Genomic DNA, 12133 nt, shown 5'->3' on the forward strand with positions numbered 1-12133 from the left:
GACAGGTCCCCGAGGCCGTGCGGCGCGCCCGCCACGGGGTGGTGCGCACCGGTCCCCGGTGGCCGCACCACCCGTCCCCCGGGGCGTGAGGACGCGCCCGCCAGCCCGTACGGAGGCCTGATGTCCACCCAGTCCACGCTCGACGACACCTCGACCGCCGCCGGCGACGGCGACGCGCCGGGCCGGCGGCGCCGCCGGCGCCCACCGGGCGCGCCGCACGCGTCGGGCACGGTCGGCGGCCTCGTCGCCAAGCTCGTCCTCATGGCGGTCGTCAACGCCTTCGGGGTGTTCGCGATCCTCGCGGCGTGGAACGAGGAGTCCTACGGGATCCTCGCGGCGATGGTCGCCCTGCTCGTCGCGGCCGACTGGGTGTACTTCTCCCGGCGCACGCTGCCGCTGAAGTACGTGCTGCCCGGCCTCGCCTTCCTGCTCGTCTTCCAGGTGTACGTGGTCGCGTACACGGGCTGGGTCGCCTTCACGAACTACGGCGACGGGCACAACTCGACGAAGGAGCACGCGATCGAGGCGCTGCTCGTGCAGAACGAGCGCCGCGTCGAGGGTTCCGCGACCTACCCCCTCACGGTGGTCGAGCGCGACGGCGCGCTCGGGTTCGCACTCGTCGACGAGGACGGCGACGTCCGCGTGGGCACGGCGGACGAGCCGCTGGCGTCGGTCGACGGAGCGACGACCGACGGCGACGCCGTGACGGCCGTACCCGGCGCCCAGTTGCTCGACCGGCGTCAGGTGCTCGAGCGTCAGGACGAGGTCACGACGCTGCGCGTCCCGTTCTCCGACGACCCGGAGGACGGGTCGATCCGCACGCAGGACGCGCGCACCGGCTACGTCTCCACGTCGACCCTCGAGTACGACGCCGAGGCCGACACGATGACGGACGTGACGACGGGCACGGTCTACGCGCCCGACGACGACGGCTGGTTCCTCGCGCCGGACGGGCAGCGGCTCAACGTCGGCTGGCGGGTCCCCGTCGGCGTCGACAACTTCGCGACGGCGTTCGGCGACAGCCGGTACGCCGGGCCGTTCCTCAAGATCCTCGCCTGGACGTTCGCGTTCGCGATCCTGTCGGTCGTCACGACGTTCCTGCTGGGCCTGTTCCTGGCGATCACGTTCAACGACACGCGGCTGCGCGGGCGCCGGATCTACCGGACCCTGCTGATCTTCCCGTACGCGATCCCCGGCTTCCTCGCCGCGCTGCTGTGGTCCGGGATGCTCAACCGGTCGTTCGGGTTCGTCAACCAGGTGCTCCTCGGCGGCGCGGACGTGCCGTGGCTGACCGACCCGTGGCTGGCGAAGCTGTCCGTGCTGCTGGTGAACCTCTGGCTCGGGTTCCCGTACATGTTCCTCATCTGCACGGGTGCGCTGCAGTCGCTGCCGGGCGACGTGATGGAGGCGGCCAAGGTCGACGGCGCGGGGCGCTGGCGCACCTGGCGCTCGGTGACGCTGCCGCTGCTGCTGGTGGCGACGACGCCGCTGCTCATCTCGTCGTTCGCCTTCAACTTCAACAACTTCACGCTCATCTACATGCTCACGAACGGCGGGCCGCGCTTCGCGGACGCGTCGGTGCCGCTCGGCCACACGGACATCCTCATCTCGATGGTCTACTCCGTGTCCGGCCTCGACGGCACGGCCGCGAAGAACTACGGCCTGGCCAGCGCCCTGTCGATCGTCATCTTCGCCATCGTGGCGACGATCTCGGCGATCACCTTCAAGCGCACCAAGCAGTTCGAGGAGATCAGCTGATGGCCACCACGTCCGCCGCGCCCCGCGTCCGGCCGAGCACCGCGCGCACCGCGCAGCCGCGCATGTCGGCGCGCCGGTGGTTCTCCGAGCTCGGGTGGCGCCACCTCGTCGGCGTCGTCGCCGTCGTCTTCGCGATGTTCCCGATCGTGTACGTCGTGTCCGCCGCGCTGTCCGAGGGCGGCACGCTCACCGGCTCGAACCGCCTCTTCGGGGACGTGTCGGGGGCCAACTTCGCCGCGCTCGGGGACTCGATGTTCTGGACGTGGCTCGCGAACACCCTGCAGATCGCCGTCGCCACCGGCGTCGGCACCGTGCTCATGGGGGCGTCCGCGGCGTACGCCTTCTCGCGGTTCCGGTTCCGGGGGCGCCGCGCCGGCCTGACGGCCCTGCTGGTCATCCAGATGTTCCCGCAGATGCTCGCCTTCGTCGCGATCTTCCTGCTGCTCATCGGGCTCGGGAACGTCCTGCCGGTGCTCGGCCTGAACAGCAAGCTCGCGCTCATCGCCGTGTACCTCGGCGGCGCGCTGGGCGTGAACACGTTCCTCATGTACGGGTTCTTCAACACCGTGCCGCGCGAGCTCGACGAGGCCGCCAAGCTCGACGGCGCCACGCACGCGCAGATCTACTGGGGCATCATCCTGCGCCTGGTCACGCCGATCCTCGCGGTCGTCGGGCTGCTGTCGTTCATCAGCACGTTCGGCGAGTTCATCATCGCCCGGCTGGTGCTCCAGTCCGAGCGCAGCTGGACCGTCGCGGTCGGCCTCTACGGCTGGGTGTCGTCGTTGCTCGAGGCGAACTGGGGCCTGTTCGCCGCCGGCGCCGTCATCGCCGCCGTGCCCGTGCTCCTGCTGTTCCTCTTCCTGCAGAAGTACATCGTCGGCGGCCTGACCGCCGGCTCGGTCAAGGGCTGAGGCGCGCGTGGGGGACCAGCACGTGCCGCACCTGCTCGACGACGCGCACCACGACGGCTCCGAGCTGTACGTGCCCGCCGGCACGCCGTCCCTCGGGGACGACGTGCCGGTCCGGGTCCGCGTGCCCGCGGGGGCGCCCGAGCGCGCCGTCCGGGTGCGCGTCGTGCGCGACGGCGAGCCGACGACCGTCCCGGCGCGGCTCGACCGGACCGTGGACGGGGAGCGCTGGTACGTCGCCGACGTCCGCGTGCACAACCCGGTGACGTCGTACCGCGTGCTCCTCGACGAGCCGGCCGGCTACCGCTGGCTCAACGGGCGCGGCACGTGGGCGCGCGACGTCACCGACGCGCACGACTTCCGGCTGTCGGTGCACGACGCGGCGCCGGCGTGGATGCACGACGCGGTCGTCTACCAGGTGTTCCCCGACCGCTTCGCGCGGGCGTCCGACGACCTCGGCGCGCCGCAGCACGTCCCGGACTGGGCCACGCCGATGGCGTGGACGGACGAGCCGGTGGCGGTCGGGGACACGGGGCGCCAGCTCGCGGGCGGCCACCTCGCCGGGATCGTGCGGCGGCTCGACCACCTCGAGCGCCTGGGCGTCGACACCGTGTACCTGACGCCGGTCTTCCCGGCGCGGTCCAACCACCGGTACGACGCGACGAGCTTCGACCGCGTCGACCCGCTGCTCGGCGGCGACGCGGCGCTCGCGGCGCTGTCGGACGCGCTGCACGCGCGCGGCATGCGGCTCGTGGGCGACCTCACCACCAACCACACCGGCGACGGCCACGAGTGGTTCGTGCGCGCCCGCGCCGACCGGTCCAGCGAGGAGGCCGGCTTCTACTACTGGACGGACGAGGAGCCCGGGTACGTCGGCTGGCTCGGCCACGCGTCGCTGCCGAAGCTGGACTACGGCGCGCCCGGCCTCGCGCGGCGCCTCGTCGACGGGCCGGACTCGGTCGTCGCGCGCTGGCTGCGCCCGCCGTTCGCCCTCGACGGCTGGCGCATCGACGTCGCGAACATGACCGGCCGGTACGGCGCCGACGACTACACGCACGAGGTCGCCCGGCTCGCCCGGGCCACGATGCGCGCGGAGGACCCCGACGCCGTGCTCGTCTCCGAGCACTTCCACGACGCGGGCGGCGACATGTCCGTCGGCGGCTGGCACGCCAACATGAACTACTCGGCGTTCAGCCGCCCGCTGTGGACCTGGCTCGGCGACCCGTCGTCCGGGCTCACCACGCTCGGCCTCCGCGTGCCGCTGCCGCGGCGCGGAGGAGGGGCGACCGTCGCGACGATGCGCGACTTCGACGCCGCCGTGCCGTGGTCGGTGACGGCCCACCAGTGGAACATGCTCGGCTCGCACGACACCGCCCGGATCCGCACCGTCGTGGGGTCGCGCGAGCTCGTCGAGGTCGCCGCGGGCGTGCTGTTCACCTACCCCGGCACGCCCGTCGTCTTCGCGGGCGACGAGGGCGGGCTCACCGGCACGACGGGCGAGCACGCGCGCGTGCCCATGCCGTGGCCGGACGTCGACGCCGGCGGCGGCCCGCGCTGGGACGCCGCGACGTTCGACCTCTACCGGCGGCTGATCGCCCTGCGCCGCTCGTCGCGCGCGCTGCGGGAGGGCGGGCTGCGGTGGGCGTTCGCCACCGACGACGCGATCGGGTACCTGCGCGAGACGCACGACGAGCGGGTGCTCGTCGTCGCGGCGCGCGCGCCGTGGCCCGGCACCGTGCTGCCCGGCCGCCTCCTCGCACCGGGGGCGCGCCCCGAGGTGCTGCACGGCGGCGCTGCGCTCGACGTGCGGGCCGACGGCCTGCACGTCGCCGGCGACGGGCCGGGCGTGCACGTGTGGCGCCTGGCGTGAGCCGTCCGCCCGGGTCCCGTCGACGCGACCGCGCCGGCGCCGGCGCGTAGGTTCGCGCCATGTCCTGGAACACGACCCTCGCCGTCCTGCCCCGCACGGTGCTCGCCGAGCTGCCCGTCGACGACCCCGCCCCGGTGCCGCTGGACGCCGCGACGTCCGTGGCGGAGCAGCGCCTGCTCGCCGCCCAGGTGGGTCCGCACGTGGTCCTCGTGGACGCCTACGGCGGCGTGCGCGTGACGCCGCTCGCCGCGCGTCTCGGGCGGCAGGTGTACGTCGTCGTCCTCGGCGGCACCTCCGACGTCTACGCGCTGCAGGCGGAGGGCCCCACGACGCGCCTGCTCGTGCACACGGAGGGCGAGGTCGTCGAGGACCGCGGCGAGCCGCTGCCCGTCGAGCGGCTGCTCGCGGGCGCCGGCGACCTCGAGGAGGCCCACCTGGCGATGCTCGAGGCGCTGGCCGAGGTGCCACCGGGCGGGCTGGAGGGCGCCGCCTTCGTCGCGCTCGCGTCGGACGACCTGCCGCTGTGAGCGGCGCCCACCGCACTACCCTGGCCGCGTGACCGCGCTCGATCCCACCGTCCTCGGCCTCGACGGCTACGTCGACGCCGACCGCGAGCGCTGGGTGCCCGAGGGGGCCAAGAACGCCGAGCGCACGCCGTTCCAGCGCGACCGCGCGCGCATCGTGCACTCGTCCGCGCTGCGGCGGCTCGGCGCCAAGACGCAGGTGCTCGGCCCCTCGTCGGACGACTTCGTCCGCACGCGCCTCACGCACACGCTCGAGGTCGCGCAGGTCGGGCGCGAGATCGGCAAGGCGCTCGGCTGCGACCCCGACGTGGTCGACACCGCCTGCCTCGCGCACGACCTCGGCCACCCGCCGTTCGGGCACAACGGCGAGCGCGCGCTCGCGGGCCTCGCGCGCGGGATCGGCGGGTTCGAGGGCAACGCGCAGACGCTGCGGCTGCTCACGCGGCTGGAGCCGAAGGTCGTCGGGCCCGACGGCACGCCGGTCGGCCTCAACCTCACGCGGGCGAGCCTCGACGCGTCGGTCAAGTACCCGTGGCGCTTCGGCCGGGGCCCGGTCAGCGCCGCCACAGGCCGTCCGACGCACAAGTTCGGCGTGTACGAGGACGACCTGCCGGTGTTCACCTGGCTGCGTCAGGACGCCCCCGACGGTCGCAAGTGCCTCGAGGCGCAGGTCATGGACCTGGCCGACGACATCTCCTACTCGGTGCACGACGTCGAGGACGCGGTCGTCGGCGGCCGCTTCGACCTCGACGTGCTGCGCGTGCCCGACGAGCGCGCCCGCATCGTCGACGCCGTCGAGACCTGGTACGGCGACCAGGTGGACGGCGCGGGCCTGCACGCCGCGATGGACCGCCTCGTGGCGGCGCGCCTGTGGGAGCCCGGCTTCGACGGGTCCCGCGCGGCGCTCGCGGGGCTCAAGGACGCCACCAGCCAGCTCATCGGCCGGTTCGCGAAGGCGGCGCAGCGGGCGACGCGCGAGCGCTACGGGCCCGGCCCGCTCACGCGCTACGCCGCCGAGCTCGTCGTGCCGGTCGAGACGCTCGCCGAGATCCTCGTGCTCAAGGGCATGGCCGTCGCCTACGTCATGGCGCCGCGCGAGCTCGAGCCGCTGTACCAGCGCCAGCGGGAGATGCTGGCCGACCTCGTCGACGTGCTGTCCGACCGTGCCCCCGCCGCCCTCGAGCCGCCCTTCGCCGCCGACTGGCTCGCCGCGGCGGACGACGCCGAGCGGCTGCGCGTGGTGATCGACCAGGTCGCGTCGCTCACCGACGTCTCCGCCGCCGCGCTGCACGCCCGGCTGGTCCGCCCGCCGCGGCACTGAGGCCGGGCGGGGCCGGGCTGCCTCGTCGCGGCGGCCCGCCCCTCGCCGGGTCAGTCGTCGGCGTCGAGCGGCCAGACCGGCCGCACCTCGATGCGGCCCGCGCGCGCCATGGGGTGGGCGGCCGCGACCGCGATCGCCTCGTCGAGGTCGGCGCACTCGATGACGTCGTAGCCGGCGATCGTCTCGCGCGTCTCCGCGAACGGGCCGTCGGTCACGAGCAGGCCGTCGCCGCGGCGCCGCACGGTCGTGGCCGCCTCGACGGGCCGCAGCCGGTCGCCGTGCTTCCACACCCCGCGCGCGTCGACGTCGGCGCCCCAGGCCTCGATGTCCACGTCACCCGGGCGCGGCTCCTCGCCCTCGGGATCGGTGCAGATGAACAGCATGTACTCCACGGCGGACCTCCTGCTCGGTGCCGGGCCCTCGCGACCCGGACGCCACCCTGACGCACGGGTGCCCCCGCATTCGACACCGACGTCGCACCGGGGTGCGACGCCTAGACTCACGCCCGTGGCGGGACGCATCCGGCGGGAGGACGTGGAGGCGGTCCGCGGGCGTGTCCGCATCGAGGACGTCGTCGGCGCGCACGTCGCCCTGCGGTCCGCGGGCGTCGGCTCCCTCAAGGGCCTCTGCCCCTTCCACGACGAGCGCACGCCGTCCTTCCACGTCCGCCCGCAGGTCGGCCGGTACCACTGCTTCGGGTGCGGCGAGGGCGGTGACGTCATCTCCTTCGTGCAGAAGGTCGACGGCCTCGGCTTCACCGACGCGGTGGAGCACCTGGCGTCGCGCGTCGGCATGGAGGTCCGCTACGAGGACGGCGGCCCGGCGCGTCCCGGCGAGGAGCCCGGTCGGCGCCGCCGCCTGCTCGACGCCCACCGCGTCGCGGAGGAGTTCTACCGCGAGCAGCTGCTCACGCCGGCCGCGGCGCCGGGGCGCGCGTTCCTCGCCGAGCGCGGGTTCGACCGCAGCGCGGCCGAGGAGTTCGGCGTGGGCTTCGCGCCGCAGGGCTGGGACGGCCTGCTGCGGCACCTGCGCGGCCGCGGCTTCACCGAGGCCGAGCTGACGGCGTCGGGTCTCGTGAGCCAGGGCCAGCGCGGCATCTACGACCGGTTCCGCGGCCGGCTCGTCTGGCCGATCCGCGAGGTCACGGGGGAGACCGTCGGCTTCGGCGCGCGGCGCCTGCTCGACGACGACAACGGGCCGAAGTACCTGAACACCCCGGAGACGCCGCTCTACCGCAAGTCGCACGTGCTCTACGGCATCGACCTCGCCAAGCGGGAGATCTCGCGCGAGCGGCAGGTCGTCGTCGTGGAGGGCTACACCGACGTCATGGCGATGCACCTGTCGGGCGTGCGCACCGCCGTCGCGACGTGCGGCACCGCGTTCGGCGGGGACCACGCGCGGATCGTGCGCCGGCTCCTCGGCGACGGCGGCGGTGCGGGCGGCGTGCAGCTCGTCGGCGGGGGCTCCGTCGGCGGCGCGGTGGTGTTCACGTTCGACGGCGACGCCGCCGGCCAGAAGGCCGCGCTGCGCGCCTTCGGCGAGGACCAGTCCTTCACGGCGCAGACGTTCGTCGCGGTCGAGCCGTCCGGCATGGACCCGTGCGACCTGCGCCAGGCGAAGGGGCCGGACGCGGTGCGGGCGCTCGTGCAGGCGCGCCAGCCGCTCTTCGAGTTCGTCATCCGCTCGACCCTCGCGGCCCACGACCTCACGACCGCCGAGGGCCGCATCGGCGCGCTGCGGGCCGCGGCGCCCGTCGTCGCCGGCATCCGCGACACCGCCCTGCGGCCCGAGTACGTGCGCCTGCTGTCCGGCTGGCTGGGCCTGGACGACCAGGAGACCGTCCGCCGCGCGGTGCAGGACGCCGTGCGCCGCGGCGGCGGGCGGGGCGGTGCCGGCGACGGCCGCGCCGCGCGTCCCGACGACCGTGCGCGGGGGGAGCGGGGCCGCGACGCCGCGCCCGAGCCCGTCCGCGTGGCGCGGATGCCGACGCCCGACCGCCGCGACCCCGTGGCGCAGGTCGAGCGGACCGCCCTCGAGGTCGTCCTCCAGGCGCCGCTGCTCGTCCCGGCGGACTTCGACGCCCTCGCGCCCGACGCGTTCGCCGCCCCGGCCTACCGCGCCGTGCACGAGGCGGTGCGCGCCGCGGGCGGCGTCGCGGGCGCCCGCGCGCACGTCGAGCGGGCCGGCGGCGCGTCGACGGCGTGGGTGGGCGCCGTGCTCGAGGAGGCCGCCGAGCCCGTGCACGCCCTCGTGACCGAGCTGTCGGTCGCGCCGCTGCCGGAGGACCGCGAGGAGGCGCTGCCGGGGTACGTGCGCGGAGTCGTCATGCGGCTGGTCGACATCGGCTACACGCGGCAGATCGCGGATGTGCGTGGCCGCCTGCAGCGGATGGGGCCGGACGCCGACCCGGCCGCGTCCCGGGCCCTGTTCACCGAGCTGCTCGACCTCGAGGGCCGCCGCCGCACGCTGCGCGAGAGCGCCTGACGCACCGCGCCTGACGCGCCGCGCCTGACACGCCGCGGCTCGGCGCAGCGCCCCGCCCGAGCATCCCGACCGGCCCGGCGCAGCGCGACCGGCTCAGCGCAGCGCGACCGGCTCAGCGCAGCGCGACCAGCCCGGTGCCGTCGTCCTCGGCGCGCGCGTCCGTCACCGCGGTCACCGTCATCGACCGGAGCCGCAGACCGCCGCCGTAGTAGGACAGGAACGCCGTGTCGGTGGCGTCCCTGCCGGTCGCGATGCGGAGCATCGTCGGCCGCGGCGCGAGCCGGGTGGCGTCCACGACGTGCCACGCGCCGTCGACGTACGCCTCGGCCACGGCGTGGAAGTCCATGGGCCGGAGCCCGGGCGCGTACACGGACACCAGACGGGCGGGCGTGTCGCACGCGCGCAGCAGCGCCACGACGAGGTGGGCGAAGTCCCGGCACACACCGCGGCGCTTGAGCAGCGTGTCGGTCGCGCCGTCGGTCGGCAGGCTCGACCCCGACAGGTACGTGACGTGCCGGCCGACCCACGTCACGACGGCGTCGAGGAGCTCGGCACCGGCGAGGCCGGCGAACTGGTCGCGCGCGAAGGCGAGCAGACGGTCCGACTCGGCGTAGCGGCTCGGACGGCGGTACTCGACGAGGTCGACGTCCTCCACGGGCACCGGCTCCGCGCGCCCGGTCACCGTCGCCCGGTAGTCGACCACGACCCGGCCCGCCGGCGCCCACACGCGGTGCATGCGACCGCCGTGCGGCAGCTTGATCTCCTCGACGTCGAGCGGCTCGTCGTCGGTGCGCACGACGAGGTCCTCGGAGCGTTCGAACGGTCCCTCCGCGACGGCGACCGCGAGCAGCATCTCGAGCGGCTGACGCACGTCGAGCGAGAGGTGACAGGCCACGGAGCGCAGCACGGCCGACGCATCCTTCCCCGGCGCACGGGCCGGACGACACGGAGGGGTTCTGGGGGACTGCGGGGGTGGTGCCGGGTGCTGCCACGTGGTGCGGGCGCGGTCGGGCGGACCTCCGGACGCGCACGGCCGACGGTGGCCGCGGCGTGACGGAGGAGGGCACGGCGGAGCGAGGTGGTGGAGCGGGGGAACCCGCCGGACGGGCGGCGGTGAGGCAAGTGTGGGGCTCCGCGCGCCCCTCGTCCAGCCCGTCGTCCGGGCGGGGCGTCGCCGCAGGTCAGGCCGCTGATCCGAGGGCGGATCCGCGCCGCCGGACGGGTCCGTACGCTGGGTGCGTGACGAACCTGGACCCGGCCCCGCGCGAGCAGGTCTGCACCAGTGCCCCCGACGGCCCCGCGGCGGCCTCCGCCGGCCGGGGCGTCGAGCTCGTGGAGCCGCGGGACGTGCCGCTCGGCGGACCCCGTGCCATGACCGTCCGTCGCACGCTGCCGTCGCGCGCCCGCTCGCTCGTCGGGCCGTTCTGCTTCGCCGACCACTACGGCCCGGACGACGTCGCCGCGACCGGCGGGATGGACGTGCCGCCGCACCCCCACACCGGCCTGCAGACCGTCACGTGGCTGTTCGAGGGCCAGGTGCTGCACCGCGACGCGCTGGGCAGCGAGCAGACGATCGTCCCGGGCCAGCTCAACCTCATGACCGCCGGGCGCGGCGTCTGCCACTCCGAGGAGGGCACGCCCGCGCTCGCCGGTGCGTCGGGACGTCTGCACGGCGTCCAGCTGTGGACCGCCCTGCCGGACGCGCACCGTCACGGGCCCCGCGACTTCGAGCACGTCGCGCGCGTGCCGGCCGCCGAGGTCGACGGCACACGGGTCCAGGTCTTCCTGGGGTCGCTCGCCGGCGCGACGTCGCCCGCGCGCGGGTACTCGCCGCTCGTCGCCGCGCAGGTCGACGCGCCCGCCGGCACCACCGTGCGGCTGCCCGTCGACCCCGCGTTCGAGCACGCGCTGCTCGTCGACACCGGCGACGTCACGCTCGACGGCACGGCCGTCCCGCCGGCGTGGCTCGGCTACGTGGCACCCGGCCGCGACGGCCTCACCCTGCGCACCGGCGACGCCCCCGTGCGCGCCGTGCTCATCGGCGGTACGCCGTTCGACGAGCAGGTGCTCATGTGGTGGAACTTCGTCGGCCGCACGCACGAGGAGGTCGTCGAGGCGCGGGCGCAGTGGCAGGCCGCGCTCGCGGGCGACCCGGCCGGCGTCGAGCGGTTCGGCGTCGTCCGCGGGTACGGCGGCGGCGCGCTGCCTGCTCCCGAGCTCCCGCACGTGCGGCTGCGGCCCCGCGACCGCTGAGCGGGCCCCTCGACGCCGGAGCGCGCGCGGGCCCGCGGCGCCCGTGTGAGGCTGGCCGGACGCGCGCGTGGGCGGCACGCGCACCGGTGACGAGGACGGTGGCGATGGCACGGCGGCCGACGGGCGCACGGGTCGCGGCGTCGAGCACGTGGACGGACCCGGACGGCGTGCGCATGCCGGCCGGCGAGGTGCACGGGTGGCTCGAGGGCACCAACCAGACGGTGTGCGGGATCCCCCTCAGCCGCGCGTCGCTGGCGCGGTTCCCGCACGTCGCCTGGGAGGACGCGCAGCCGGACACCGGTCGGCACGCCGACGAGGTGCGGCACGTCTGCACGCGGTGCCGCGGGGCGCTGCGCCCGCGCGAGGGCCGCGACCGCCGGTCCGTGCCGCGCCGGCCGTGAGCCCGCGGGTGCCGACGCCCGGGCAGCGGGCCCAGGAGGACGGCGGCACGCTCGCCGGCGGCCCGTCCGGCGTGCGCGTCGTCGCGATGGCCGACACGCACGTGCCGGCCCGCGCGCGTGACCTGCCCGCGGCGCTGTGGTCCGCGGTGGACGCGGCAGACCTCGTGGTGCACGCCGGGGACTGGGTGCACGTCGACCTGCTCGACCGTCTGGAGGCGCGCGCCGCTCGCCTCCTCGCGTGCCACGGCAACAACGACGGCCCGGACCTGCGCGCGCGGCTGCCGGAGGTCGGACGGCTGGTCGTCGCGGGCGTCCGGCTCGGGGTGGTGCACGAGACCGGCCCGGCCACCGGCCGCGAGCGGCGCGTCGACGCGAGCTTCGAGGACCTCGACGTCCTCGTGTTCGGGCACAGCCACATCCCGTGGGACACCGTGACGCCGCGCGGCGTGCGGCTGCTGAACCCCGGGTCGCCGACGGACCGGCGACGCCAGCCGCACCACACGTGGCTGACGTGGACGACGGTCGACGGTGAGGTCCGCGACCTCGAGCTGCACCGGCTCCCGCCGCGGACCGCGCGGTGACGCCGCCGGCCGCCCCGCGACGTCACCGCGGGG

11 protein-coding genes are annotated in these 12133 nt (G+C 75.6%); 9 read left to right on the top strand and 2 right to left on the bottom strand.

Annotated features, from left to right (window positions below):
• The first annotated feature begins 120 nt into the window (after positions 1 to 120).
• Genes ACFUMH_RS16280 through ACFUMH_RS16300 form a run of 5 tightly spaced genes read left to right on the top strand, consistent with a single transcriptional unit; the run spans position 121 to position 6381 of the window.
• Entirely contained in the window at positions 121 to 1758 is a 1638-nt protein-coding gene (locus ACFUMH_RS16280; protein ID WP_378207919.1) for an ABC transporter permease subunit, read from the top strand.
• Complete coding sequence (locus ACFUMH_RS16285; RefSeq protein WP_378207922.1) at positions 1758 to 2669, top strand: sugar ABC transporter permease; 912 nt, start codon at positions 1758 to 1760, stop codon at positions 2667 to 2669. The genes ACFUMH_RS16280 and ACFUMH_RS16285 overlap by 1 nt, the downstream gene beginning before the upstream one ends.
• A 7-nt stretch (positions 2670 to 2676) precedes the next feature.
• The gene (locus ACFUMH_RS16290; RefSeq protein ID WP_378207925.1) at positions 2677 to 4536 is read left to right on the top strand and encodes a glycoside hydrolase family 13 protein; all 1860 of its coding nucleotides are present in this window, start codon (positions 2677 to 2679) and stop codon (positions 4534 to 4536) included.
• A 59-nt stretch (positions 4537 to 4595) separates the two neighbouring features.
• The gene (locus tag ACFUMH_RS16295) at positions 4596 to 5063 is read left to right on the top strand and encodes a hypothetical protein (RefSeq protein ID WP_378207928.1); all 468 of its coding nucleotides are present in this window, start codon (positions 4596 to 4598) and stop codon (positions 5061 to 5063) included.
• 28 nt (positions 5064 to 5091) lie between these two features.
• The gene (locus ACFUMH_RS16300) at positions 5092 to 6381 is read left to right on the top strand and encodes a deoxyguanosinetriphosphate triphosphohydrolase (protein ID WP_378207931.1); all 1290 of its coding nucleotides are present in this window, start codon (positions 5092 to 5094) and stop codon (positions 6379 to 6381) included.
• Positions 6382 to 6431: 50 nt separating this feature from the next.
• On the opposite strand, the gene ACFUMH_RS16305 is transcribed toward ACFUMH_RS16300, so the two are convergent.
• Positions 6432 to 6764 carry a YciI family protein gene (locus ACFUMH_RS16305; protein ID WP_378207947.1) on the bottom strand — a complete coding sequence of 111 codons (333 nt, stop codon included), beginning with the start codon at positions 6762 to 6764 and terminating at the stop codon, positions 6432 to 6434.
• Positions 6765 to 6888: 124 nt separating this feature from the next.
• Between ACFUMH_RS16305 and dnaG the strand changes: the two genes are divergently transcribed.
• Positions 6889 to 8865 carry a DNA primase gene (dnaG, locus tag ACFUMH_RS16310; RefSeq protein ID WP_378207934.1) on the top strand — a complete coding sequence of 659 codons (1977 nt, stop codon included), beginning with the start codon at positions 6889 to 6891 and terminating at the stop codon, positions 8863 to 8865.
• A 112-nt stretch (positions 8866 to 8977) separates the two neighbouring features.
• Here the strand turns inward: dnaG and ACFUMH_RS16315 are convergent, their stop codons facing one another.
• Positions 8978 to 9772, bottom strand: coding sequence for a transglutaminase family protein (locus ACFUMH_RS16315; protein ID WP_378207937.1), 795 nt, complete (start codon positions 9770 to 9772; stop codon positions 8978 to 8980).
• A 332-nt stretch (positions 9773 to 10104) separates the two neighbouring features.
• Here ACFUMH_RS16315 and ACFUMH_RS16320 point away from each other — a divergent pair, with 332 nt between their 5' ends.
• From ACFUMH_RS16320 to ACFUMH_RS16330, 3 genes are all read left to right on the top strand, one after another.
• A complete protein-coding gene (locus ACFUMH_RS16320; RefSeq protein WP_378207941.1) occupies positions 10105 to 11118 on the top strand; it encodes a pirin family protein in 1014 nt (337 codons plus the stop codon).
• A gap of 104 nt (positions 11119 to 11222) precedes the next feature.
• Positions 11223 to 11519 carry a hypothetical protein gene (locus tag ACFUMH_RS16325; protein ID WP_378207944.1) on the top strand — a complete coding sequence of 99 codons (297 nt, stop codon included), beginning with the start codon at positions 11223 to 11225 and terminating at the stop codon, positions 11517 to 11519.
• An 86-nt stretch (positions 11520 to 11605) separates the two neighbouring features.
• Positions 11606 to 12100, top strand: coding sequence for a metallophosphoesterase family protein (locus ACFUMH_RS16330; protein WP_378207950.1), 495 nt, complete (start codon positions 11606 to 11608; stop codon positions 12098 to 12100).
• The last annotated feature ends 33 nt before the right edge of the window (positions 12101 to 12133 follow it).

The organism is Cellulomonas sp. NPDC057328, assembly GCF_042667215.1.
In the GTDB taxonomy this organism is placed as follows: Bacteria; Actinomycetota; Actinomycetes; order Actinomycetales; family Cellulomonadaceae; genus Cellulomonas.

Bases quoted from the DNA above. Each gene is read 5' to 3' on its own strand.
- ACFUMH_RS16280 (WP_378207919.1), top strand. From the start codon at position 121: ATGTCCACCCAGTCCACGCTCGACGACACCTCGACCGCCGCCGGCGAC.
- ACFUMH_RS16325 (WP_378207944.1), top strand. From the start codon at position 11,223: ATGGCACGGCGGCCGACGGGCGCACGGGTCGCGGCGTCGAGCACGTGG.
- ACFUMH_RS16305 (WP_378207947.1), bottom strand. From the start codon at position 6,764: ATGCTGTTCATCTGCACCGATCCCGAGGGCGAGGAGCCGCGCCCGGGT.
- ACFUMH_RS16295 (WP_378207928.1), top strand. From the start codon at position 4,596: ATGTCCTGGAACACGACCCTCGCCGTCCTGCCCCGCACGGTGCTCGCC.
- ACFUMH_RS16330 (WP_378207950.1), top strand. From the start codon at position 11,606: ATGGCCGACACGCACGTGCCGGCCCGCGCGCGTGACCTGCCCGCGGCG.
- ACFUMH_RS16285 (WP_378207922.1), top strand. From the start codon at position 1,758: ATGGCCACCACGTCCGCCGCGCCCCGCGTCCGGCCGAGCACCGCGCGC.